Here is a 25,363-nt window from a genome sequence, read left to right as displayed (position 1 = left end):
ATGAAAAGATATCTTATTTTAGTATTCTTAATTCTTCTTTCCTCTACTCTTTTTGCTGAATCTGTAAAATATCCATTAGTTTTTAATGACCCTGTAAATGATGATAAAGGACCTGGAACATACGTATACCCAACAGATGCTGTCTTTAAACCTGGAAGCTTTGATTTAACAAAAGTAGTAATTGATGCTGACAATGAAAATGTATACTTTAAAATTTCTTTTAGAGTTCCCATAGAAAACCCATGGGGAAGCCCTCTTGGCCTTTCCATTCAAACTATACATATTTATATTGATAAAGATGGAAAAGAAAATTCAGGTTTTAGAGATTTTATACCAGGAGTAAGGGCTCAAACCACTCTAAATAGTGCTTGGGATATGGCTATATTGGTAGAAGGTTGGCCTACCGAACTAAAGGCTTCTGTAAAGTCCGCAGTACCTGAAATGTATAAATACTGCATATTCCCTGCAAAGGGTGTAAGTGTGGAAGGAAATACCATTATAATTCCTGTACCTAAAAAGAGTTTAGGAGGAGATTTTGAGAAAGGCTGGGGCTTCCAAGTTTTTATCCTTGGACAAGAAGGTTTTCCAACACAAGATCCTGTATCATGCAGAATTAGAGAAGTACTATCTTCTCCACAACAATGGAGATTTGGTGGTGGCGATGATTTCTATGGAGATCCCAATATTATTGATTTATTAGATTATGAAGGAATAAATCAATATGAAGTATTAAGCAAATACAAAAGTGATGCTAAATACGAGAAGAATGTATATGCACAAATTCCCTTCATATACGTGAAATAATTAGGAGGGAGATTGTATATGAGAAAACTTTACTTAATCTTTTTGTGTTTGATACTTTTTATCAGTATAGGATTCTCGGAAAATATAACACAAATACCAGTAAACCCATATATCTCTAATGTAAAAAAAGTAGAAAAACCTTTATATTTAGCTATAATATGGCACAATCATCAACCTTTATATTATGATCCAATTGAGAATTTAAATATAATGCCATGGGTCAGAATGCATGCAATAAAAGATTACTATGATATGGCATATATACTAAAAAACTATCCTCAGATTAAAGCTAATTTTAATATGGTCTCCTCCCTCATATATCAATTAGATCTCTATGCCAATAAAGGATTAAAAGACAAATACTTAATTCTAACAGAGAAACCAGCTGATAAACTAACCCCAGAAGATAAAGACTTTATTTTGAAAAGATTTTTTGATGTAAACTGGGATAGAATAATAAAAAAATTCCCAAGATATTGGGAACTCCTAAATAAAAGAGGACAGTCGATAGATGATAATGTCATTTCAAAAGCAATCCAGAACTTTACAGTTCAAGATTTTAGAGATCTTCAAGTTTGGTTTAATTTGGCATGGTTTGATCCTGACTTTCAAACCTATGATAAAGATTTATCCCGATTAATACAAAAAGGAAAAGACTTTTCAGAAGAAGACAAAAAAATAGTAATTAATAAGCAGTACCAAATAATGTCAGAGATCATGAGATTATATTCAGAATTGCAAAAAAACAAACAGATAGAAGTTGCTACTACACCTTTCTTTCATCCTATAATGCCTCTACTATATAACATTAAATCTGCCAAAGAAGCAGTACAAGATATAAAGATACCAGACTTGAATATCAGCTATCCAGAAGATGTAGATGCTCAATTAAAAATGGCAGTAAATTACTATAAGAAATATTTTAAAGACAGCCCAAAAGGTTTATGGCCCTCTGAAGGCTCTGTAAGTCAAGAGATAATTTTTTCTGTAGTCAATAATGGCTTTCAATGGATGGCAAGTGATGAATATGTTTTAGCAAAATCCTTAGGTGTTCCTATTACAAGAGATTCTAAAGGTAATGTTACAAATCCAGATGTTCTTTATAAACCATATATTGTAGAAGAACAAGGTAAAAAACTATATATGGTATTCAGAGATAAAAATTTATCAGACAAAATTGGATTTGTCTATAGCGGAATGAAAGGAGCTAATGCAGCAAAAGACTTTGTAAATTATTTAGAGAATATTTATGAAAGGACAAAAGACACAAAAGACCCATACTTGGTAACAGTAATCTTGGATGGAGAAAATTGTTGGGAATATTACGAAAATGACGGAAAAGAGTTTTTAAATTCACTATATAAATTATTATCTGATAACCCTTATATTGAGACTGTAAGAATATCAGATTTTTTAGACAAATTCCCACCTAAAGCTAAAATCAACAGATTACATGCCGGATCTTGGATTGATGGTACTTTTCTAACTTGGATAGGAGAAAATGAAGAAAACAAAGCATGGGAACTATTAGACAAAACAAGAACAAACTTAATATATGAGACAGTCAAACAAAAAAAGAAAATATCACCAGTACTTAATCCAGATAATTTAAAATCAGATTTAGAAAAAGCATGGTTTGAATTATATGCAGCAGAAGGAAGTGATTGGTTCTGGTGGTATGGAGATGATCAGGATTCCACTAATGATATTGCTTTCGATGAGTTATTTAGAAAACATTTGATAAACATATACAAACTAATTAAAAAAGAAATCCCACCAGACTTACATTTACCTATAATAAAGATAGGAGAAGAAAAACCTATTCAAAGTCTACAAAGAAAATTTACCCCCAAAATTGATGGAAAAATATATCCTCAAGATGAATGGAAAGATTCCGCTATATACAATGTAAAAATTGGAACAGGTACATTCGCAAAACCAGGTAAATTCTTAGAAAGGTTATACTTAGGCTTAGATAACGATGCACTCTATTTCTTGATTGAAAGTAAAGAAACTCTAAAAAACCTGCTTAGAAAACCTTATTATTTAGCTATTTACTTTTCTAACCCATACCTAAAAGAAATAAATGTTTATCCAAGAAATTCAGATAAAAGCTTAGGATATGTTATAGGTTATGAAATATTAATAGATTTATCACAAATAAAAGATCTTGGAGAAATAGAAGTACCTCTAAATCAAGCCTTAGGCAATAATCAATGGAAAGAAATATCAAAAATAAAAGGAGGAATATCTGAGAAATATGTGGAAATAGGAATACCGTTCAAATCTATGAAATTACAAGGCAGAGATCAAATTGCAATCAATGTGATCTTTGGCTCAGACAAACCTGAAGATATAGTCCCTTACTATATACCCATTTATGTAACAGTACCAGAAGCAAAATTAGACATAGTTTATTTCTCCATTGATGACCCACAGGGAGATGACTACGGTTGGGGAAGCATAGTTTATCCTACTGCTCCAGTATTTAAATCTGGAGTCTTTGACATAATTCATGTTGAAATGGGAAAAAGTAAAGAAGATATAGTATTCAGGATAAAAATTAGAGGAGATCTTGAAAATCCATGGGGTTCACCTACAGGGATTTCTGTACAAACAATTGACATTTATATTAACGATGGAAAAGAAGGACCATACTATTATAAAGCATTACCTGGAAGGCAAGCTAATATACCTGAAGGATGGAATAAAGCAATATGGGCTGAAGGCTGGATACAGGAATTGATAATTCCTGTCTTAAACGAAAAAGGGAAGGTAGAATTAAAGGAAATTAAAGGAGTAGTACAAGTTACAGCAGATCCAACCGAAAGAACTATAATAATTTCAATACCAGAAAAATACTTTGGTACTTTAGATCCAAATTGGAAAATACTTATAATAATGTGCGGCCAGGAGGGATATCCAAGACCAGGAAATTGGAGAGTAAGAGAGGTTGAAGAAACAGCAAAACAATGGAGATTTGGTGGTGGTGACGACTTCTACGGAGATCCAAATATTATAGATATGATTGTTCCTCCTGGAATAAAACAAGAAGACATATTGTCTAAATGGAAAAGTAGTGATGAAGAAGAAAACGTATATGTAGATTTACCCTTGATCCCTCTTAGGGTTTTAATGCATCAATAATCAAGAAGGAGGGGAATAAGGCCCCTCCTTCTTGTTAATCTATCCTATTTTTACATCTTCACAAAAAAATCAATTAGATATAAAATTATTTTTTGTTATGGTAGGTAAGCCTCTTTTTAGGCATATTAAAAAAATATTATTAAAACATAAATGGAAGTATATCTCAGGAGCACTCTTCCTGCTTCTTACGGATATTTTCCAGCTACTCTCTCCTAAACTTTTAGGATGGGGTATAGATTATCTTAATAAGGGATCTTTATCTCTCAGAAATCTATTTTTAATATTTTTAGCTTTAATTACTTTTGCAATACTTACAGCCTTTTTTAGATATCTTTGGAGAATGCAAATTATTGCTACTTCTCGTCATATAGAAGCCCAAATAAGAGAAAAATATTTTACCCATCTTCAAATTTTATCATTAAATTACTTTAACTATCATAAAACTGGGGAACTTATGGCTCTTGCTACTAATGACCTTGGAGCTGTAAGAGAAATGTTTGCTTTTGGTATTGTTATGCTCCTTGATACAATCTTTCTAGGTATACTTTCTATTTTTTTCCTTATAAGCATAAGTCCCAAACTAACATTATACACAGCTATTCCTTTACCAATAATTACATCAACTATATCCATATTTGGAAAAATAACTCACAAAAGATTTAAATTGGTACAAGAAAGCTTTGCTAATCTAACGGATAAAACTGAAGAAACTATAGCAGGTATAAGGGTTGTAAGAGCTTACGTACAGGAAGAAAAAGAATTAGAGAATTTTTTAGTAAAAGCAAGAGATTTATTAAATAAAAATATAAATCTTGTTAAAGCATGGGGATTTATGTTTCCTACTATAGAACTATTAGCTAATCTATCTATGCTTCTTGTATTCCTCTTTGGAGGGTTGGAAGTTATAAAAGGAAATATCACTCTTGGTGACTTTATAGCCTTCAATTCATATTTAGGCCTTTTGATATGGCCTATGAATGCCTTAGGATGGGTAATAAACAATTTTCAAAGAGGAAAAGCATCCTTAGAAAGAATAAATGAAGTACTTGATGAAATACCTGAAATAAGAGAACCTAAAAATGCAATAAAAAAAGAAAGGTTAAATGGAGAAATTATATTTAAGAATGTATTCTTTAAATATCCGTCAAATAAAAACTGGCAACTTGAGGATATAAACATAGAAATAAAACCTGGAAAATTCCTTGGTATCACAGGTCCAGTAGGTTCAGGGAAAACCACCTTAGTAAGTCTCATATCAAGACTTTTTGATATACAAAAAGGAGAGATTCTAATAGATAATATTCCTATCAAAAATCTTTCTTTATATTTTCTCAGAAAAAACGTTGGATTTGTACCCCAAGATAGCTTCTTATTCTCAGATACTATTGCTAATAATATAAGATTTGGCAATCCTAATCTATCAGATAACGAGGTTAAAGAACTAATAAAAACCGTTGCATTAGAAGAAGATCTAAAAGATTTTCCAGACGGTATATATACAGTAGTAGGCGAAAGAGGTGTTACATTATCTGGAGGCCAAAAACAAAGAGTCGCAATTGCAAGAGCTTTAGCCATTAATCCCCCTATTTTAATCTTAGATGATGCTTTATCTGCTGTAGATGCTAATACAGAAAAACAGATTTTAAGTAATCTTTTGGAAATAAGGAAAGATAAAAGTCTTATAGTAATAGCCCAAAGGCTATCAGTTATTCAAGAGGCAGATGAAATAATAGTGTTAAAAGATGGAAGGATTACGGAAAGAGGAGATCACAATAAATTAATGAGACTTGGTGGATATTATGCTAAGCTTTATGAACAACAACAATTAGAATCTAAGTTGGAGAGGGAAATAGATGAATCAGTTTTATGAAGAAGAAATATTAGGAAAAGCATATGATTCAAGAATAATGAAAAGATTATTAAAATATGCTAAACCTTACTTTTCTTATCTACTCTTTGCTCTATTTCTTATTATAATCATAACCATTTTAAAGCTTATAAATCCATATATTATAAAAACTGCCATAGATAAAAACATAAACCCCTTTGAAGTTATAAAGGTAGAAAATAGAGAGATAAGAGTATATTATATTGAAGATAATTTAGCCAAAACACTACTTAAAAAATATCCTTCTCTTATCAAATCTTTAAATGGAAAATACTATATTTCTCTTGAAGACATACAAAAAATTAATATTAAAGATAGAATATCATTAAGGTGGAAAAACATCTCAAATTTACAAAAAGCAGCTCTATTGTATCTTCTTATTATATTCATGATTTTCTTTCTAACATATATACAAGTCTATATCTTGAACTTAACATCTCAAAAAATAATATATGACCTAAGGAAAGAACTATTCCAGCACATATTAAAACTTCCCATGAGAATTTTTGACAGAAATCCAGTAGGAAGATTAGTAACAAGAGTAACTAATGATACTGAAACCCTTCAACAAATGTACAACTCTGTAATAACAAGTCTTGTAGTAGATATATTCTTGCTTACTGGGCTTTCTATTGTAATGTTAAGCTTAAATTGGAAATTAGCTATTATATGTCTAATATCCCTTCCTATAGTAGGTTATATAAGTTTTCTATTTAAAAAATATGCGAGAGAAGCCTATAGAGCTTTTAGAATTAGACTTGCAAGATTAAACGCCTATTTAGCAGAACATATAAGCGGTATTAGAGTAACGCAACTTTTTGCAAGAGAAAAAGAGAATGAAAAAGAATTCAGAGAAATTAATAACTTACTTTTACAAGCAACTCTAAGAAACGTTTTCGTAAATGCCATATTTAGACCTATAGCTAGTGCTTTGGGAAGTTTTGTCTCTGCCTTTCTTATATTCTTTGGGGGCCTACAAATAATGGGAAATCAAATAAGTTTTGGAACTTTATTTTTATTTATATCTTATCTGGGAAGCTTTTTCCAACCTATCCAAGATTTAGCAGAAAAATATGATATAATGCAAGATGCTATGGCTTCTGCGGAGAGAATTTTTTTACTTCTTGATGAACCTGAACATGTAACAGAAACACCTAAGATTACAGTTCTAAAAGATATAAAAGGAAAAATAGAATTTAAAAATGTTTGGTTTGCTTATGATAGTGAATGGGTTCTAAAAGACTTATCCTTTACTATAGAACCTGGAGAAAAAGTAGCTTTTGTAGGACACACAGGAGCAGGAAAAACTTCAATCATAAATCTACTTACAAGGTTTTATGATATTCAAAAAGGAGAAATTCTTATAGATGATATTAATATAAAAGATATAGATCCAAAAGAATTAAGAAAACACATTGGTATAGTCCTTCAGGATGTACACCTTTTTGCTACTAATATTTTACAGAATATAAGATTAAATAAAGAGGATATTCCGGAAGAAAAAGTCATAGAAGCAGCAAAACTGGTTAATGCAGATAAGTTTATAAGGGAACTTCCGCAAAGATATTATACTCCTGTTCAAGAAAGAGGAGCTACATTATCTTCTGGACAAAGGCAATTAATAGCCTTTGCAAGAGCATTAGTATTTGATCCTAAAATATTAATTTTAGATGAAGCTACAGCTAACATAGATACAGAAACAGAAAAATTAATCCAAGATGCGATAGAAAATCTTATAAAAGGGAGAACCAGTATAATTATTGCCCATAGATTATCTACCATAAAAAATGTGGATACTATTTATGTAATGCATAAAGGTAAGATTGTAGAAAAAGGAAGTCATAATGAACTCATAAAGAAAAAGGGACTTTATTACCATCTTTACAAACTCCAAAGTTTAAATTATGCTAACATATAGTTTTAAATAAATAGAAAAATTTTTAAATCGTTTTAAAGGAGTCTTTATAATATATGAAAAAAGTAATCAGTTTAAGTATAATTTTTCTTAGTATATCTACTAGTTTTTCTCAATTTATTGATCCTTATTTACTAAAAGAAATACCTCTTGGAGAAAATAGTGTAAATTATTTTCTAATCTATGAGAATTTTTTAATCTATAACATAAAGGACCAATTAGCAATTTTAGATCTTAAAAACCTTAATGAGAACAAAATAAGAGTGAGATCAAAAAATGTAAAAGACTTTAACACAATTATCAAAGAATTTAAAATAATAGCTCCTAAAACGATAGCTGTCATTAACAATGAACCCTACGCTCTAATTTATAACATTGAAAAAAATACATATACAGAGCTTCCGTATAATCTGGAAAGTAACATAAAAATAAATAACAATTTTTGGTTTTCTATTTCGCAAAATATACAAAATATTTCCTTTTCAAATACCGGAAAATATATACTAGAGAAAAAACTCGTTGAAACTTACTTTCTTGGATTTATACCTACTGAGAATCATTATGAATATCGTATATTAAGCTATCCATCCCTAAAAGAATTAATCCTCTTTTCAACTCAAGATGATTTAGAAGAATCTCTGAATTTCTCTCCTAAGGATACTTTCTTAATGTTAGCAAACTCCTACAACCCTATGGACGATAAAAATGACGATATCTATGGACTTATCCTAATTGATCTTAAAAATATTAAAACGATACCTTTGTTTAAAGATGAGAAAATAATAAGTTACGATGTTTCAAAAAGTGATGATTTATTAGCAATTTCCTTTGAAAAAATAACTAAAGTTATAGACTTTAAAAATCTTTCAGAAATATTTTCTTATCCTATGGGTGGAAGTGTAAGGTTTACTGAAAAAAATGAACTTCTTATTATTGAAGGAACAAAGGTTTCTACCCTTATAGATATAAAAACAAAAGAAGTAATAAACACTTATTTAGGGAATAATCTATGTATATCACCAAATGAAGAGTTTTTAGCGTATACTACTACCAATAATCCCTTCTCTTTAATAAAAGAAATTCAATTAGTTCATAGAAAATCAGGTACTCAGAAAAAAATAAGACTTAACAACGAATACTTCTTAGAGCATATGAAATTTTCTAAAGAAGAAAAATTCTTCATCCTTTTATTATCTGGAAAGGATGGCTATAACATTAATATTTATAAAATACAACAATAACTATCTTAAAATTCTTGTAATAATCTTAACATCTCCCTATCTAACTTATGTCCATACCAATCCTCATATTCCACATCTTCTCTTTCAGAGTCAAGAATTCCAAAAGGTCCTTTAAAGTTCCAAAGAGCATAACCCATACCTCTTTCTTTAAATATTTCCAAAAGATCTCTCATCCAAGAAAGTACTACCTTATGAGGTGTATACTTAAAGGCTCCCATCTCTCCACAATGAACACCTATGCCTTTATCCATCAGACTTACCCATCTATCATAATGTTTTTCAAGCTTACCCCTATCCCAATATTCTCCGTAATGCCATGCTCCAGGCCACTTAGGCTCAGGCCAGCTTTCCCCTCCCACCCAACTTGCTTTATAATGGGTAAGTCCCATAGGCAAATACCCTCTACAACTTTGTACAACATTAAGATCAATTAACTCCGGTAAAGGCTCGTTTCCATAAGAGATGCCATCTATAATAATTAGCCTTTCATTATCAATCTTCCTTATAAAATCTACCGTTCTCCTTATTACTCTCTCATGATCAGTTCTTGTCATAATATCATCTGATACGTGGGGTGGTTCATTAATTAAGTTAAAACTCAAATCTTTTGATGATATACCTTTGTATCTTTTTGCAAAATATCCCCAATGGTAACAAAAAGCACTTAAAGCTTCCTCATCTTTCCATAAATTAAATTTCTCTTTTAATTCCTGATTAACACTGTAACCTGGACCACGATGAAAATTTAAACATATATGTACGTGATATTTTTGGCCCCATGAAATTACCTTATCTATTTTTTCGAAGAACTCTTCCCTTAGATAATAAATATCATCATCCTTTATCCAGAATCTATAATTTAGAGGAATTCTTACAAAATCAAACCCCCAGTCAGATATCCATTTAAAATCTTCTTCTTCAAAATCTTTATAATGATAATATGAAAACAAATTGGGTAAATTAAAACCCCTCCATCTTGGAATTACATTTTTAGCCATATTTACCTCCTAAAAATTTAATTCTGGTATTAAAGCTCTTAATAAAGGAAATCTCCATTCATCTTTTTCAGGATCATAAACTCCGAATCCAGAGAAAAATTCCCAATATGCCCAAGCTATTCCTCTCTTTTCTGCAGATCTTGCCACAAAATCCGTCCATCTAACCCTTGATTCCATATCTGCTTTTGAGTATGCTCCAAATTCTCCCATATAAAGAGGTATATTTCCATGTTCTTTAGCCCAATTAACCGCTATATCAAGTTCCTTTTCTATCATTTGCTTTTCTTCATCTGTACCTAACCATCTAACCCCGACAGGTAAATTTACTTTTATCCATCCTGCTCCCTGATGTGTAAAATTAAAAGGATTATAATAATGAAAAGTTACTATAATATTTTTGTCATTTTCAGGAACAATTAATTTATCAAGATTATAGAGGCTATTCCAATTATCAGGTCCTACTACAATTTTTCTATCAGGATTAGTCTTCCTAATAATTTCTATCGCTTCTCTTAAAAATTGATTCCATAAATCACTAAACAAATTATAAGTAGGTTCATTCAATAATTCAAAATATAAATACTGGGGATAATCCTTATAATGTTCTGAGATTTGCTTCCATATAGCTAAAAATCTATCCTTTTCTTTCAGTGGGTCTTGCATTATTTCATCATAATGATGGATATTAATAATTATATAAAGTCCATTATTAAAAGCCTGCTCTATAAGATGATCCACTCTATCAAAAATCTTTTTCTCTACATCATAGGGTGATTCCTTTTTTGAATATATACTCCATTTTATTGGAAGTCTCACATGGTCAAAACCAACTTCTTTTACTAACTTAAAATATTCATCTTTAATAATATGCCCACCCCATGCACCTTCAAAAGGCGCCTCTAATGCATCTCCAAAATTTATACCTCGTCTTATTGGAATATTCATTATAAATTTACCTCCTTAACAAACACATTTTATTTTTTAAAAACATCGATCATCTTATTTTTGTTTCTGGGATTAACGCTTTTAAAAGATGTATTCTCCACATTTTATTTAACCCATCATATACTCCAAAACCTGCCGATGCAAAATCCCAATATGCCCAAGCTATTCCTCTCTTTTCTGCAGATCTTGCTACAAAATCCGTCCATCTCACTCTTGATTCCATATCAGCTTTTGAGTATGCTCCAAACTCTCCCATCCACAATGGTACATTCCCATTTCTTTTTGCCCAGTCAACAGTAAAATCAAGTTCCCTCTCTATCATTTTCTTTTCTTGATCTGAACCAGTCCATCTAACACCTATTGGAAGCTGAGGCTGTACCCAATCTGCTCCTTGATGGGTAAAATTGAAAGGATTATAGTAATGAAAACTTACCACAAGATTTTTGTCTTCAGGAAGTTTTAAGAAGGAAATAGTGCTATAATTTGCCCAATTTGCTGTATCTACTACAATCTTCCTCGTTGGATTTGTCTTTCTAATTATCTTTATTGCTTCAGCCAAATATTCGTTCCAAATCTGAGGTGTAAGATTTGTATTTGGCTCGTTTAAAAGCTCAAACCATAAAGTATCTGGATAATTTTTATAATGCTCTGCTATCTGATCCCATAACGCAAGAAACCTATCTTTATGTTTTTCAGGATTTTGCATTATTTCGTCATAATTATGGATATTTATTATTACATACAATCCATTCTTAAAAGCAAGATCAATCACTTGATCTACTCTACTAAATATGTAATCCCTTATAGTATATGGGGGTTCATATAATGCATGCCCATTCCATCTAACTGGAATTCTCACATGGTCAAAACCCGCTTTTTTTACTAAATCAAAATACTCATCCTTTATATATACCCCCCATGAACCTTCAAAAGGGGCCTCAAGACCAGTAAGATTAACTCCTCTTCTAATGGGTATTTTGGCTTGAGAATGGACCTCCTTAAAAGAAAAAGAGAGAACGAATAGGAAGATTAAGGAAAAAAGTAATATCTTCTTCATCAATAATCACTCTCCTTCCCCTAATAATTCTATTTTTATTGCCAAATCTCTTTCAAACTCAATAATAGGAATTACATTTTTATCTAAATCTAATTCCTTAATCTTTTCACCTCTATATGTGTCATAGTAGATTACTTTAATTGGGGGTTTTATTAATAATTCAATACTGCCTAAGAATTTCGAACTATCCATATTAGGAATATCTTTTTTATATTGATAGGCCTCTTTAGCATTATAAAGCCATAAAAGTATATATTTCTTACCTTGAAGTCCTATAACCTTAATCTCTCTATTATAGACGTTAAATTTATAATTTGTTAACCTTTCAAATTTTTCCTCTAAAAAATTTATATCCTTAACAAAATCTGCTAAAGCCCTATAATGAAAATAAAGATTATTAGGATGAATGTGATTATCCCACCACCAAGACATTGCAGTACCAGAAGCACCAGACAAAACAGTAGTCCATATAGCATTATGTATAACACACCCATTAGGATCTACCCAAGGATCATTTCCACCAGCATCCAATCCAAATTCTCCCACAAGATGAGGTTTTCTATATTTTTCTTTATAAGCTATAAGAGATAATAGGGCATCAATATATCTATTGCTTTTATAAATATGAGTTTGTACAAAGTTTAATCCAGAGATACTGTCAATCTCAGGTTTTCCAGGAGAGAAAGCAAAACTTGTAGTTATTAGGTGTTTCCAGGGATCAATACTATTAAGATATTTAGCCATATCTTCATGCCACTTTTTAACCTCTCCTATAACAAAAGCAGTTGGAGAAATAATATCTACCTCATTCCAAAATTCCCAAGCAAAAACATTAGTGCTATAACCATATCTTGCTACAATATATCTTAATTTATTTTTGTAATATTTAATCATCTCATTATTAGTCCAAAAATCTTTGGGTTCTTTCAAGGGTCCTCCATTTTTTTCATAATGGGGTGTATGTTCCCAATATGGATATGCTCCTTCCTTCTGATATCTAAGTTCATTGTAACTGTCAAAACAAAACATTATGTACATATTTAATTTTTCCGCTAAATTTAATACATAATCAAGTTTCCACGCATTTTTAAGATCATATTCTTTAACAGATTCCCTTTCCAAAGCAAAAGTAGCCCATGAAGGTCCAAGCCAAACTCTAAAATAATTTCCACCATTTTCAGCATATTTAGGAAGCCATACATCGTAATCATAAGTACCCTTAGATGTTGCCCAACAAATGTTCGCCCCAATAGGTAAAAATTGTCTCCCATTATCAAACTTAAAATATTGCCAATCCTTTTCGCTAACCCTTATATACCCGGGTTTTTCAGATTCCTTTACATATATAGTATATTTATCTGATGAGACTTCTCTTCCTGTTTTATCTTTAACTTTTATAAAAAATTTATATGAGCCTATATTTATTGGAGAAAATCTTATTTTGAAATATGGATCCCCCACAGGAACCAAATATTCGTAATCATTTTTTAGTTCTCTTTTATATTCTTGATAGAAAAATCCTGGAACCTTATATTGACTACCATACTGATCTTCAAAAATTCCTTCTACATCTATTTCTTGGGGGTCAAAAGGATTCAAGTATGAACCCTGTAGAAAAATAGACACTTCAAATAAATTATACCTTCCTAATTCCATTTTAGGGATATCAATCCCTAATATATTCAAAGGTCTATTGTCTTTATATCTTGACTCATAAGATCCCATACTACTTCCTACACTACTTTCTTTCATACACCCAGAAATAATTAATATTATTGACAAAATCAAAAACAATATGAAATCTCTCACAATTGAACCCCTCTCACCCCTTAAACACCTATACTAAATGACATGCCACAAAATGTCCTGGAGAAACCTCCCTTAAGGCAGGTTCTTGTTTTCTACATGTTTCCATCACATACTCACATCTGCTTTGGAATCTACAACCTTGAGGCAAGTCTATAGGAGAAGGTACTTCTCCCTTTAATGCTGAAAATCTTCTTTGCCTTTCCCCATCTCTCGGCATCTTAGGTACAGAAGCAAGAAGAGCTCTTGTATATGGATGCAATGGATTTGTATATAATTCTTCTTTTGGAGCCATTTCTACTATAATACCAAGGTACATTACAGCAACTTTATCAGATAGGTATCTTACCACTGCCAAGTCGTGGGATATGAAAAGGTAAGATATCTTAAATCTTCTTTTTAGTTCATAAAGTAGGGAAACAATTTGAGCTTGTATAGATACATCCAATGAAGAAACAGGCTCGTCTGCAACAATAAATTTAGGATTTAAAGCAAGAGCTCTTGCTATTCCTACTCTTTGCTGTTGACCCCCAGAAAACTCATAAGGAAAAGCATCTATTACCTCTCTACCTAAACCTACTATATCAAGAAGTTCCTCTACTGCTCTTCTTCTTTCTTCTCTTGTCCCTATATTGTGAATTATTAATGGATCTTCTATGTTTTGCCCGACTGTCATCATAGGATTTAATGAAGCTAATGGGTCCTGAAAAATTATCTGCATAAATCTCCTTTTTTGCCTTAACTCCTCACCCTTAAGCTTCCTCAAATCAACCCCATCAAAAATTATCTCTCCAGCATCTGGTTCAATCAATCTAAGTATAGATCTACCTAAGGTAGATTTTCCAGAACCACTTTCTCCCACGAGACCTAACGTTTCTCCTTGTTCTAAAGAAAAAGATATATTATCTACTGCTCTCAAAAACTTCTTTTTAACAGGGAAATACTTTTTTAAATTTTTAACAACTAAAAGTTCAGGCATTGAATTTTCCTCCCTTCACTAAATGACATGCCACATAATGTCCATCTTCTACTTCCTTATATTCTGGCTCTACTTCTCTACATATATCTTGAGCATATGAACATCTTGGATGGAACCTACAGCCAGATGGTGGATTAACAAGGCTTGGTGGGTTTCCAGGAATAGGTCTTAATGAACCCTCTTTTGCATTTATATCAAGAGTAGATGAAATCAAACCTTGAGAATATGGATGTAATGTATTTCTAATAAACTTCTCAGTAGATGCATACTCTGATATCTTTCCTGCATACATGACCATTATTGTATCAGCAAAATTCATAGCCAGTGTAATATCGTGAGTAATAAATATTACACTGGTTTTAAACTCTTCCTTCATGTCGGAAAGAAGATTTAATATTTGAGCTCTTACTGTAACATCTAAAGCTGTTGTAGGCTCATCAGCTATAACAAGTTTAGGATTACAGGCAAGGGCCACTGCAATCATAACCCTTTGCCTCATTCCACCTGAAAATTGGAATGGATAATCCCAAACTCTTGTCTTGTATTCAGGAATTCCTACAAGTCTTAAAAGTTCGATAGCTCTATCCCTTGCTTCCTTATCAGACATTACTTTATGCCACAAAATAGGTTCCATTATCTGGATACCTACTCTCATTATGGGGTTCAAACTGGTCATTGGATCTTGGAAAACAATAGAAATATCTTTACCCCTTACTTGTCTCAGTTCTTCTTTATTTAGTTTCAATAAATCCTTACCATCAAAAATAGCTTCTCCATCTACTATTCTTCCATTTCTTTTAATAAGCCTTAAAAGAGAAAGAACCGAAACAGTTTTTCCTGATCCACTTTCACCCACAATCGCAAGAGTCTCCCCATAATTTACCTTATAACTTATACCATCAACCGCTTTTACAACACCATCATATCTATCAAAATAGGTCTTTAAATTATTAACTCTTAATAGTTCTGCCATGGCTTTATACCTCACTCCTTGGATTTAATGCATCTCTTAAACCATCACCTACATATGTAAAGGCAAGAAGAGTAAGAGCAAAAGTAAGTACTGGGAAGATCACCATATGAGGAAATCCCATTATATAACCAATTCCAGCTCCAATCATATTACCCCAAGAAGGCATTGGTGGTCTTACTCCCATTCCAATTAAAGCAAGACCTGCTTCAATCCATATTCCATTTGGTATACCAAAGGCTAAACTTACAATAATTGGTCCTAACATATTGGGAAGTATATATTTTCTAATAATATACGATTCTTTAGCTCCTAAAGCTCTTGCCGCTTCAACAAATTCTGCATGTTTTAGATACATAACCATACCTCTTATTAAACGAGCCATTCCTGCCCATCCTGTGAGTCCAACAGCAACAAGAATTGTAAAAAGACCTCTACCCATAACAGTAACTAAAATAACGTTAAAAAGGAAAGTAGGAAACGCATACATTATATCTGTTATTCTCATAAGGAGTGTATCTATCATTCCACCTCTATATCCTGCGATAGAGCCTATTATTACTCCAATAATAAGTACCACTATTTGGGAACCAAAACCCACTAACAGAGCATTTCTCATAGCATATAAATTTCTACTAAACATATCTCTTCCAAGGTCATCAGTACCCCACCAAAATTTGGCACTCGGCTTTTCAAAAGTATGAGCATAGTGAGGTTCATCATAAGGATAGGGAGCAATCCATGGGGTAAATATGGAGACAATTATTATTATGATAATATAGACTAATCCAGCAACTGCCATTTTATTTCTTTTAAATCTTCTCCAAGCAGAACTCCAATAGCTTGATCTTTTAACCTTTCTATTTATTGCAACTTCCATTTAGTAAAAACCTCCTTTTTCCTTTGAGCCTTTTATTCATATTTAATTCTTGGATCAAGAAATGCATATATAATATCGACCAACAAGTTCATTGACATTACAGAAAGAGAAAGGATAAAAGTAGATGTTACCAATAATGGATAATCTCTCATAGATGCAGCATTAACAAAGAGCTGACCAAGTCCAGGCACCCTAAATAGGTTTTCAATCCATACAGTACCTGTAAACAAAAAAGCAAGTTGAGGTCCAATAATAGTAACAATTGGAATCAAAGAGTTTCTTAAAGCATGTCTCATAATAACTGTTCTATCAGTTCCTCCTTTTGCATAAGCAGTTCTTATATAATCCTGATTAAGAACATCTAAAAGACTTGATCTCATAAATCTTGCAATTACTGCCATAGGACCTAAACCGACAGCTATAACGGGCATAATCATTTGTTTTGGAGATTCCCATCCCGATGAAGGAAGCCATCTCAGTCCTACACTAAAAATAAGTACCATTATTACACCAATTAAATAAGCTGGAATGATACTTCCAAGCATAGAGAAGAACATAGAAACATAATCTATCCATGTATTTCTTTTAAGAGCAGCAATAATTCCGAGAGGAATTCCAACAAGTACAGCAAGAGCCATAGATAAAATTGCAAGAGTAAAAGTAACTGGGAATCTCCTTGCAATCTGAATCTCAATAGGCTCATTAGGATTTGAAAAAGAAGGACCAAACTTAAATCTAAATGCATCTTTCAAATAATTCCAAATCTGTTTCCACAAAGGTACATTTAAACCATATTTTTCTTCAAACCCTTTTATTAAAACTTGCAACTGTTCAGGAGTTAATGTTGCAACTTTACCTGCGCTTGCCTGGAACTGAGCAATATTGAAAAAATCACCAGGTGCAAGCCACATAAGAATATATGTGATAATAATTACCACAACAATTGAGACAAAAATAGTAAAAAGCCTACGTATTATATACTTTATAAGCCCCATACTTTACCTCCTTTTAATAACAATTTAAAAAAGGGGAGGGCAATTATCCCTCCCCCTATTCTATCAAAAACTTAATCCATTTTTAATCCTTGAGATTTAGATATTTGAAATTGAAGAATCCAGGACCCCAAGAGAACTTATAGAGCATCAAACCTTCAAGTTTTGGATTCTTTACCCATTGAGCCTTTGCAAGATAAACTGGCACCATGTAGTATCTATCTTGCATACCCTGTAATGCATAATGGGCAATCTTAACTGCTTCACTAAATGGTCTATTTATAGCTCTAAATCTCCATCTATATGCTTGCTTACTTTCATTGGAAAGGTTAAGATACCAGTTTTGGAATATTTCTTGCCCTGTAATTTCTCTTCCAGCAAGTCTCCAATAATTTGTCTTCTCTTCCTTTGTCTTTGCTGCCTTCCATTTTTCATATAATTCATCAAAACGCTCAAACCAGGTTGGTTTTCTTGCAATATCTTCTTTCCAAAGTTTTTCAGGTTCACTATCTACGATCTTCTTCCAAGTTTCATATAATGTCTTCCTCTTCTCAAGAAGTGGTGCCCAATCTGCATCAGTTAATCCACCTTCTTTTCTCAACCAAGCATCGTTTTCTTGGTTAAGCTCATGATATCTCTTCCTTGCAGAAGTTGGGAAGTCATAGAACCATATTGTATGATCAGAGTTCTTAAAGAGAGCTCCAATTTCTAAGTTGTTCATTGGAGCACCTATTACAGTAAACCCTGCCTTAGAATCTGGTGAGAATGATGGCCATACATAAGAGTTCCAATAAAGTCCAGACTCTACGTTTTCTATTATAACATTTATACCAAGATTCTTTTTCCATTGATCTACTATAAATTCTACAACAGGATCTCCACCACCAGTTATATAGAATACAAGAGTCTTAAGGCCTTTTCCTCCTGGATATCCTGCCTCAGCAAGAAGTTGTTGGGCTTTCTTTACATCAAATGGTATTGCCTTCAGTTTGTCTCCTATTGGGTTACCATCTGGCCAATACTTGGCAAGAGGCAATGCTCTTCCACCAAGTACATCTTTACAAAGTTTTTCTCTATCTATAGCCATTGCAAGAGCTTGTCTTAACTTAAGATTGTCCATTACTGGATCAAATCCACGAGACCATTGATAACCATTCCAGAAGCAATCCATTACATCTTCATGAAATTCTTTGGAAAGCTTTGGATCTGCCATGACATATCTATACTCTGCCACGTTTCCTATCATTGCTGCATCAAGTTCTCCTGCCATGTATTGTTGAAGTCCAAGTCCTCCGAACTTAAGCACAATCTTATCTACATTACCAGTTTCACCTACATATTTTGGATTTTTGACTAATACCATATCTTTACCAGGTGTCCATGATACTGGTATATATGGTCCATTTACTACTATTTTCCCGGGTCTCCACCAATTCTGTGGATCTGCCTCTACTGTTTTTCTATGAATTGGCACTCCCTGTGCTACGCAGAGCCATTCTTTCATATCGTATCTTGGTACGTCAAGTCTAATTTCCAAAGTATAATCATCAAGAGCTTTTACTCCGAGTTTATCTGGATCAACAGCACCACTTTTTACCGCCCAGAAATTCTCAAAAAATTGAAGCGGTCCTGCCCATGCAGGTAGGTCTTGAATCTTTGGACTTGCATAATACTTAAATGACCACTCAAAATCTTTTGCTGTTACTGGATCTCCGTTAGACCATCTCTTATCTTTTCTCAATTTGAATGTCCATACTTTATAATCTTTAGATACTTTATAGCTTTGAGCAATAACAGGTACTACCTTCACTCCACCAAGTCCCTTGGGATCTGGTGCATATCCAAATAATCCCTCAAATATTGTACCTTGAGCTAATATATGTTGGGCTTGCCAATAGTAAGGAATTAATCCTGGTGTATCCCAATAAGGCAAGCTAACGACTTTTTCTTTTTGTCCACTTACCACTCCAGAAAGAAGAAGAACAGAAATCAAAACTAACAAGATAATTAAACCTTTTTTGTTACGCATCTAATCACTCCTCCCCCAAAAAGATTAAAGGTTCATTAAAGAAAAACGTTTTGAGAATTTGTTTTTGCTTAAATATCACCTCCTTAGCTCGCTGTGAATATTTTCAAAATAATTTTATCTTAAACTAATTTTTTTTGTCAATAGAATTTTAAGAAAAAATTAAGAAAATTACATTACTTTAAAGATTTCTATCTGAAAAAAACTTATTATTTTCAATTTGCTATAATTACTGTAAAGTTTGTATAATATCATACAAAAAAATAAAAAGGGGTGAAAAATAATTGAAAAAAGTAAAGATAAACATAAGAGACATAGCAAAACTTGCAAACGTATCAGTAGCAACTGTTTCAAGGGTTATTAATGGAAGTCCTAATGTTAGTGAAAAAACAAGAAAAAAAGTATTAAAAATTATTCAAGAATATGATTACCATCCCAGTGCTTTTGCTCAAAAATTATCAAAAGCGAGAACTCAAATTGTGTCTCTTATTATCCCATACGAAAGAGGATTTATTCTTTCAGACGCCTTCTTTCCTCCTTTGATTAAAGGAATAACAGAAATATTAGATAGAAATGAATATAATATTATGTTATCAATGCTTGAAACACCCTATATTCCAGAAAAATATATATCTTTATATAAACAGGGCGTAGTAGATGGCTATATATTAGCAAACGTGAAAAAAGACGATCCTTTTCCTGAAATGTTATATAATGACAATATACCTTTTGTAAGTGTTGGCAAAGTTTCATCAAAACTTAAAAAATATCCATATGTAGATACTGATAACGTAAAAGGAGCATATGATGCCACTATTTATTTCTTAGAAAAAGGTCATAAACGTATAGCCCTTCTTAAAGGAAATAACACTCATAGCTTTATACAAGAAAGATATGAAGGCTATATTTTAGCATTAAAAAGATATGGAGTTAAACCTGATCCAAAATTAATAGTTGAAGAAAGCTTAACTATTGACGGTGGCTACAAAGCTATGAAGAAACTTTTAAAACTTGAAAATCCACCCAGTGCTGTGTTAGCTTGTAGCGACTACATGGCAATAGGAGCTATAAATGCTGCTATAGAAGAAAATTGGGAAGTACCAGATGATATATCCATAATTGGTTTTGACGATCTATATATAGATGCAAGAATAGATCCACCTCTTGCTTCTGTAAGACAGGAAATTGAAGAGATGGGTCGAGAATCAGCAAGACTCTTCTTACATATTCTTGATAATCCTAACGATTACGAACCCAAAATTATACCAGCTACTTTTATATGGAGAAAATCCGCTGGATAATGTCAGATAATATCTTTTTCCTCCGAAATAATCTTTACATTACCTACACCAGCTTTAACCCTTAAATGTATTATTTCTTTACTGCTTTCTTTTCCTTGTTCTATATTCTTATCCACTGTTACCTTTCCGATTCCAGCTTCTGTTGTTAGATCTAAAACACTACCTTTTGGAATATATACACTTATATTACCTACTCCACCTTCTACTTCTACATAACAGGATCTCTTGGGTAAAAAAATTTTTATATTGCCTACTCCACCTTTCACTTCCAAATTATTTAACTTAAAATTTCTCATATCTAAGGTGTTATTTCCAACGCCTGAATTAAATACAAGATCTATATTAGTATTAGAATTGATTTCTATGTCTACTTCATCTAATTTACCTATTCTTCCAAAAAAAGGAATCTCTCTATCAAAATCTTCAAAATTAAGACATAAACTCAAACTACCATTTATTTCTTCATCTTTTACTTTATTAATCTTAAAACCTGTATTAGAATTTACATAAATCAGATCTTCTTTATTATCTTTCTCCAAACTTCTCAACCATACATTTCTGTTATCAACAGTAATACTTAAACTAATAGATTTTAAATTCTCTCTAAAAGGATATCTCCATTCTCTATAAAAATCATGACTTCTACCTCTAAAATATGGGCTACTATAAGGAGAGAAAAAGATTATAAGTATAGTTAAACCGATAATTATCAAAACTAAAATCCAACCAAACCATCTTCTTTCTCCTAATATTAAATCAAGTCCCCAAAAAATAAATATTAATGGCCAAAATCTAAGAAGATCTTTTAAATAGAACCTGATTATTCCTATCTCCGATAATAACAATAACACTCCTATCAATATCAAAAAAATTCCCAATACAGATACTCTTTTCATGATTTATACCCCCTCTTATTTTTTGAACATTAACGAAAATCCTAAGATTATAAAAATCAAAGCCAAAACAATATTAAAAGATATGGTAAAAAAGTTAAAAGTTTTTCCCAAAAAATAAACTCCTATAGCAAGAAGAATCCAACCTAAAAGTTCATTTTTATGAGCATATATATCCTTTCTTTCTAATTCTCCATCTTCCTGTGATCCTTCTTCATACCATGGAGCTTCTGGTATAACTATTGCACAAAGAAGGTATAAAAGAAAACTAAAAGGACCCAATATTAAGATGGAAAATATAAAAATTAGTCTAATAATAACTGGATCTATACCCAAATACTCACCTATACCACCACTTACACCAAGAAAAACCCTACTTTTTTTGCTTCTATAAAGTCTCTTCATTTTTAAAATCCCCCTTTCTTATAGATGTTGAATTGGCCCAGAAGGTGTTATATCATCATGTTCATTCTTCTCAGAAATATCAGGTTCTTCCGGTATTATAAGAGCAGAAAGAAAATATACTACAACAAGGGAAAAATTGAAGGCTATCAAAAGGAAAATAAAAATAAGCCTTATTATTGTTGGATCAATATTCAAATATTCTCCTATACCACCACATACACCAAGTAAAACACTATTTTTCCTACTTCTATATAATCTTTTTTCCATAAATTTATCAACTCCTCTACATATAATACGAAGAAATATTAAAAAAAGTTGCCTTTTAATTAAGTTTTAAGAAAATTTTAACAATAACTTAAATTTCTCTTTTTAAAATATGTAGCAAAAATAAGAAAGGTAGGGGATGGGTGTTGAATTACAAAAAGATACCAGTTCTGGGCTTAGGTTTAGCATTACTTATCTTGGGAAGTTATTTAAGTTTTTATCTACCCTTTACTACAGTCCCATTTACTCTACAAGTATTATTTTTGTTTTTAATAAGTCTTCTCTTTTCACCTATTGAAACTTTCTATATTGTTTTTTCTTACCTAATATTAGGAGGTTTAGGGGTTCCTGTATTCGCTGGAGGAAGAGGAGGCCTAAATATCCTTTTTGGAGCTACAGGAGGATATCTTTTTGGGTTCTTATTGGGAGGTATAACCATTTCTTTATTAAAAAGATATTCTGAGATCTTAGCCCTTATCTTTGGTATTTTTGTAATTTATTTATTAGGAAGCATGTGGCTTTCTATTGCTATAAAAATACCATATACAAAAGCAATCTTAACAGGAGCATTACCTTTTATACCCTATGACTTATTAAAAGGTATCATAGCACTAACAATATGGAACAAATTAAAAACTCACATAAAATCAAATAGTTAACTTCGCCAATATTTCTTCGGGTATAAGATCAGATACTTTTATTTCAGCAAGAGCCATAACTTCATCTGCACTACCATAATATATCAAAAGTTCATCGTCTAATTCTAAAATTTCATTGGAATCTTTGCTCTTTGATACAACACCACAGGTAAATACCACATTAGGGACCCAACCAGTAGTTTCATATAGTTCTTCAGGTTGAAGAATAGGCTCTGATGATCTATATAAAATTTTTTCTGGATCTTCAAGAGATGTTAGTACAACTCCCAAACCATAGGCTCTTCTTCCCATCCAATTACCAACCCCATGATAAATATGAATCCACCCAAAACGTGTCTTTAGAGGTGGGGCTCCTGCCCCAATCTTTATACTATCCCAAGTATTAGGAGAAGGCATCAAAAAGGTTTTACCAACTTTTATACTTTTAGCTTTAAGCTCATCTGTATAAAGTATCTGCATATCAGGAGGTATTCTATGAATAAGAGCTACTTTCTTATCCAAAAGTTCTGGGAAAATTGTTACAAAATCATCCTCTTCTCTTTTACCATTTGAAAATTCCCTATTTCTTTCATTTACAACATAAAGTACTGCATCTTTATCTTCTAAGTACTTAAATATCGGGCCATTTCTCACCCAAGCATTATTCCATTCTTCAAAACTTTTAAATTTCTTTACCCCATCCAAAAAAGTATTTAAAGGTATCTTTGCCATAGCAAGCTGTACCACATTCCCATAAGCTGTATAGGTCATATATAACCAATCATCAATGAGAGTAATTCTTGGATCTTCAGTACCTCCTACCTCTCTAATCATTCCAAATGTTCTCTTCTGCCATTTTCTACGCTGTTCTGGCTTCTTTGGCATTTCATATTCTTCCTTAGGACCAAATATAGGATAGTCAAGTCTTCCTTCTTCTTTATAACCATCCTTTGACCACCACAATCCAATGCGAGAAACCCCATCTTCTCCCAAAGCTCTATAAAGCACATAAATAGTTCCATTAATTCTAATAGCTCCAGCATTATAAACTAACCTTTCCCATTTTATCTTCTTTCTGTTTATGTTTAAGTAAACATTTGGTCTTGCTCTAAATAATGGATTATTATGAAATCTAATAGCCTTTTTAGATGCTCTATATTGGGGTGGTTCTAATAGTTCTCTAAAGATAAATAAAAATTGACTACCAACAAGTTCAGGAGAATGAGCATAGGCAAATGCTCTTGATGTACCGAGAATTATATCTCTTAGGTTTTTATTTTCAAATAATAGTTTTATTTTGTAAAAAAGATCATCTTTATTTTTAAACCTCAAAACACCTGTATAAAGCTCGGTTTTTGATATTCCCTTTATTTCTGTCCTTTCTTTACCATCAAATTTTATGGCTTCATTGTATAAAAAATTATTAAATATCTTATATTTTATAACGAGAGGTGTCCCCCAACCTATAAGTTTATAAACCTCAAAAGGTTCCACTTCATCTCCTCCATCCATAATAACCATTTCGGAAGCTCCCACGATTTGCAAATCATCATCCCATATTCCACCTAATATAACAGAATCCACATTAAGCTTATTTTTAGCAACAAATTTTTCAACCTTCAACTTCCTTTCATAAGTAGAAACTAAAACAACAATATAAAGATTTAATAAACTTTTTACATAAGAAAGATAAAATAGGACATTCTCAAAAGAATAATCGCCCATTACAAGAATTATCCTTTTATCTTGAGGAAATCCCAACTTTTCTCTTGAGATCTCCAAATTCTTTTTAAAAACAGGATAAGAAGGAAATTTTACCAAATATATATTTTTAGGCAAATATTCTTCCCAAAAAAAGGAAATAATTCCATCCCACTTATGTCTCCATATAGGATGATCAGAATTCTTAATTGTTTTAGGATAATTTAAAAAGAGAGTTTTTCCTTTAACATTTTTAATCTCTTCTAATAACATTCGCCATGGAATATGATCCTTAGGACTATCAACAATTAGATATATCTTAGAATTTATATCCCTAATTTTATAGTTATATTCAATTTCTACATTAAATCCTTCTTCTTTCCAATAATCAATTACTGGAGTTAAAAAATCATGAAACCCTAATAATGTTATTTTATCTCCCTTTCTTAATCCTGCCATCATAATACCTTCAACTCCTCCATCAAGTCTTTCTCTAATTCATTCCAAAGGATT

Annotated in this window: 20 protein-coding genes; 7 read left to right on the top strand and 13 right to left on the bottom strand. The window is 31.9% G+C overall.

The features are described from left to right. From ACY3JJ_RS03650 to ACY3JJ_RS03630, 5 genes are all read left to right on the top strand, one after another. Complete coding sequence (locus ACY3JJ_RS03650; RefSeq protein WP_463092435.1) at positions 1–804, top strand: glucodextranase DOMON-like domain-containing protein; 804 nt, start codon at positions 1–3, stop codon at positions 802–804. An 18-nt stretch (positions 805–822) separates the two neighbouring features. Continuing rightward, complete coding sequence (locus tag ACY3JJ_RS03645; RefSeq protein WP_463092434.1) at positions 823–3,951, top strand: glucodextranase DOMON-like domain-containing protein; 3,129 nt, start codon at positions 823–825, stop codon at positions 3,949–3,951. 97 nt (positions 3,952–4,048) lie between these two features. After that, positions 4,049–5,821 (top strand): ABC transporter ATP-binding protein, encoded by a 1,773-nt coding sequence (locus tag ACY3JJ_RS03640; protein WP_463092433.1) that lies wholly within the window; start codon positions 4,049–4,051, stop codon positions 5,819–5,821. After that, positions 5,805–7,757: an ABC transporter ATP-binding protein gene (locus tag ACY3JJ_RS03635; protein ID WP_463092432.1), complete on the top strand. Its 1,953-nt coding sequence runs from the start codon at positions 5,805–5,807 to the stop codon at positions 7,755–7,757. The genes ACY3JJ_RS03640 and ACY3JJ_RS03635 overlap by 17 nt, the downstream gene beginning before the upstream one ends. A 53-nt stretch (positions 7,758–7,810) precedes the next feature. Continuing rightward, positions 7,811–8,995, top strand: coding sequence for a hypothetical protein (locus ACY3JJ_RS03630; protein WP_463092431.1), 1,185 nt, complete (start codon positions 7,811–7,813; stop codon positions 8,993–8,995). Between the two features lie 5 nt (positions 8,996–9,000). On the opposite strand, the gene ACY3JJ_RS03625 is transcribed toward ACY3JJ_RS03630, so the two are convergent. The 9 genes from ACY3JJ_RS03625 to ACY3JJ_RS03585 form a co-directional block, all read right to left on the bottom strand. Continuing rightward, positions 9,001–9,993, bottom strand: coding sequence for a glycoside hydrolase family 5 protein (locus ACY3JJ_RS03625; protein WP_463092430.1), 993 nt, complete (start codon positions 9,991–9,993; stop codon positions 9,001–9,003). Between the two features lie 9 nt (positions 9,994–10,002). Beyond that, a complete protein-coding gene (locus ACY3JJ_RS03620; protein ID WP_463092429.1) occupies positions 10,003–10,938 on the bottom strand; it encodes a glycoside hydrolase family 5 protein in 936 nt (311 codons plus the stop codon). A 49-nt stretch (positions 10,939–10,987) separates the two neighbouring features. Further along, the gene (locus ACY3JJ_RS03615; RefSeq protein WP_463092428.1) at positions 10,988–11,995 is read right to left on the bottom strand and encodes a glycoside hydrolase family 5 protein; all 1,008 of its coding nucleotides are present in this window, start codon (positions 11,993–11,995) and stop codon (positions 10,988–10,990) included. A 6-nt stretch (positions 11,996–12,001) separates the two neighbouring features. Further along, on the bottom strand, positions 12,002–13,804 hold the full coding sequence (locus ACY3JJ_RS03610) for a hypothetical protein (protein WP_463092427.1): 1,803 nt from the start codon (positions 13,802–13,804) through the stop codon (positions 12,002–12,004). A gap of 28 nt (positions 13,805–13,832) precedes the next feature. After that, positions 13,833–14,780: an ABC transporter ATP-binding protein gene (locus tag ACY3JJ_RS03605; protein ID WP_463092426.1), complete on the bottom strand. Its 948-nt coding sequence runs from the start codon at positions 14,778–14,780 to the stop codon at positions 13,833–13,835. Beyond that, positions 14,773–15,753 (bottom strand): ABC transporter ATP-binding protein, encoded by a 981-nt coding sequence (locus ACY3JJ_RS03600; protein WP_463092425.1) that lies wholly within the window; start codon positions 15,751–15,753, stop codon positions 14,773–14,775. Before ACY3JJ_RS03600 ends, ACY3JJ_RS03605 begins: the two co-directional genes overlap by 8 nt. A gap of 4 nt (positions 15,754–15,757) precedes the next feature. Further along, positions 15,758–16,630, bottom strand: coding sequence for an ABC transporter permease (locus ACY3JJ_RS03595; protein WP_463092424.1), 873 nt, complete (start codon positions 16,628–16,630; stop codon positions 15,758–15,760). Between the two features lie 32 nt (positions 16,631–16,662). Continuing rightward, entirely contained in the window at positions 16,663–17,625 is a 963-nt protein-coding gene (locus tag ACY3JJ_RS03590; RefSeq protein WP_463092423.1) for an ABC transporter permease, read from the bottom strand. Between the two features lie 82 nt (positions 17,626–17,707). Beyond that, positions 17,708–19,651, bottom strand: a complete 1,944-nt coding sequence (locus ACY3JJ_RS03585) for a peptide ABC transporter substrate-binding protein (RefSeq protein WP_463092422.1) — start codon at positions 19,649–19,651, stop codon at positions 17,708–17,710. Between the two features lie 281 nt (positions 19,652–19,932). Between ACY3JJ_RS03585 and ACY3JJ_RS03580 the strand changes: the two genes are divergently transcribed. Further along, entirely contained in the window at positions 19,933–20,949 is a 1,017-nt protein-coding gene (locus ACY3JJ_RS03580) for a LacI family DNA-binding transcriptional regulator (RefSeq protein ID WP_463092421.1), read from the top strand. Between the two features lie 2 nt (positions 20,950–20,951). Here ACY3JJ_RS03580 and ACY3JJ_RS03575 read toward each other — a convergent pair whose 3' ends face one another. The 3 genes from ACY3JJ_RS03575 to ACY3JJ_RS03565 are packed head-to-tail and all read right to left on the bottom strand — an operon-like array spanning position 20,952 to position 22,514. Then, a complete protein-coding gene (locus ACY3JJ_RS03575) occupies positions 20,952–21,845 on the bottom strand; it encodes a LiaF transmembrane domain-containing protein (protein ID WP_463092420.1) in 894 nt (297 codons plus the stop codon). 15 nt (positions 21,846–21,860) lie between these two features. Next, positions 21,861–22,247 (bottom strand): PspC domain-containing protein, encoded by a 387-nt coding sequence (locus ACY3JJ_RS03570; RefSeq protein WP_463092419.1) that lies wholly within the window; start codon positions 22,245–22,247, stop codon positions 21,861–21,863. 18 nt (positions 22,248–22,265) lie between these two features. Beyond that, positions 22,266–22,514, bottom strand: coding sequence for a PspC domain-containing protein (locus tag ACY3JJ_RS03565; protein ID WP_463092418.1), 249 nt, complete (start codon positions 22,512–22,514; stop codon positions 22,266–22,268). Between the two features lie 143 nt (positions 22,515–22,657). On the opposite strand from ACY3JJ_RS03565, the gene ACY3JJ_RS03560 reads away from it, so the two are divergent. Further along, complete coding sequence (locus tag ACY3JJ_RS03560; protein WP_463092417.1) at positions 22,658–23,170, top strand: biotin transporter BioY; 513 nt, start codon at positions 22,658–22,660, stop codon at positions 23,168–23,170. Here the strand turns inward: ACY3JJ_RS03560 and ACY3JJ_RS03555 are convergent. Further along, positions 23,159–25,312 (bottom strand): glycoside hydrolase family 130 protein, encoded by a 2,154-nt coding sequence (locus ACY3JJ_RS03555; RefSeq protein ID WP_463092416.1) that lies wholly within the window; start codon positions 25,310–25,312, stop codon positions 23,159–23,161. The genes ACY3JJ_RS03560 and ACY3JJ_RS03555 overlap by 12 nt on opposite strands. Positions 25,313–25,363 lie beyond the last annotated feature (51 nt).

It is taken from the genome of Dictyoglomus sp. DH (assembly GCF_055181375.1).
The sequence above is the reverse complement of the archived record's forward strand: the minus strand, read 5'-3'. Positions and strand labels throughout refer to the sequence as shown.

Coding starts and splice junctions, on each gene's coding strand:
- ACY3JJ_RS03595 (WP_463092424.1), bottom strand. CDS start 16,630: ATGGAAGTTGCAATAAATAGAAAGGTTAAAAGATCAAGCTATTGGAGT.
- ACY3JJ_RS03650 (WP_463092435.1), top strand. CDS start 1: ATGAAAAGATATCTTATTTTAGTATTCTTAATTCTTCTTTCCTCTACT.
- ACY3JJ_RS03575 (WP_463092420.1), bottom strand. CDS start 21,845: ATGAAAAGAGTATCTGTATTGGGAATTTTTTTGATATTGATAGGAGTG.
- ACY3JJ_RS03630 (WP_463092431.1), top strand. CDS start 7,811: ATGAAAAAAGTAATCAGTTTAAGTATAATTTTTCTTAGTATATCTACT.
- ACY3JJ_RS03615 (WP_463092428.1), bottom strand. CDS start 11,995: ATGAAGAAGATATTACTTTTTTCCTTAATCTTCCTATTCGTTCTCTCT.
- ACY3JJ_RS03565 (WP_463092418.1), bottom strand. CDS start 22,514: ATGGAAAAAAGATTATATAGAAGTAGGAAAAATAGTGTTTTACTTGGT.
- ACY3JJ_RS03635 (WP_463092432.1), top strand. CDS start 5,805: ATGAATCAGTTTTATGAAGAAGAAATATTAGGAAAAGCATATGATTCA.
- ACY3JJ_RS03590 (WP_463092423.1), bottom strand. CDS start 17,625: ATGGGGCTTATAAAGTATATAATACGTAGGCTTTTTACTATTTTTGTC.
- ACY3JJ_RS03605 (WP_463092426.1), bottom strand. CDS start 14,780: ATGCCTGAACTTTTAGTTGTTAAAAATTTAAAAAAGTATTTCCCTGTT.
- ACY3JJ_RS03640 (WP_463092433.1), top strand. CDS start 4,049: ATGGTAGGTAAGCCTCTTTTTAGGCATATTAAAAAAATATTATTAAAA.
- ACY3JJ_RS03645 (WP_463092434.1), top strand. CDS start 823: ATGAGAAAACTTTACTTAATCTTTTTGTGTTTGATACTTTTTATCAGT.
- ACY3JJ_RS03555 (WP_463092416.1), bottom strand. CDS start 25,312: ATGATGGCAGGATTAAGAAAGGGAGATAAAATAACATTATTAGGGTTT.
- ACY3JJ_RS03625 (WP_463092430.1), bottom strand. CDS start 9,993: ATGGCTAAAAATGTAATTCCAAGATGGAGGGGTTTTAATTTACCCAAT.
- ACY3JJ_RS03570 (WP_463092419.1), bottom strand. CDS start 22,247: ATGAAGAGACTTTATAGAAGCAAAAAAAGTAGGGTTTTTCTTGGTGTA.
- ACY3JJ_RS03620 (WP_463092429.1), bottom strand. CDS start 10,938: ATGAATATTCCAATAAGACGAGGTATAAATTTTGGAGATGCATTAGAG.
- ACY3JJ_RS03600 (WP_463092425.1), bottom strand. CDS start 15,753: ATGGCAGAACTATTAAGAGTTAATAATTTAAAGACCTATTTTGATAGA.
- ACY3JJ_RS03585 (WP_463092422.1), bottom strand. CDS start 19,651: ATGCGTAACAAAAAAGGTTTAATTATCTTGTTAGTTTTGATTTCTGTT.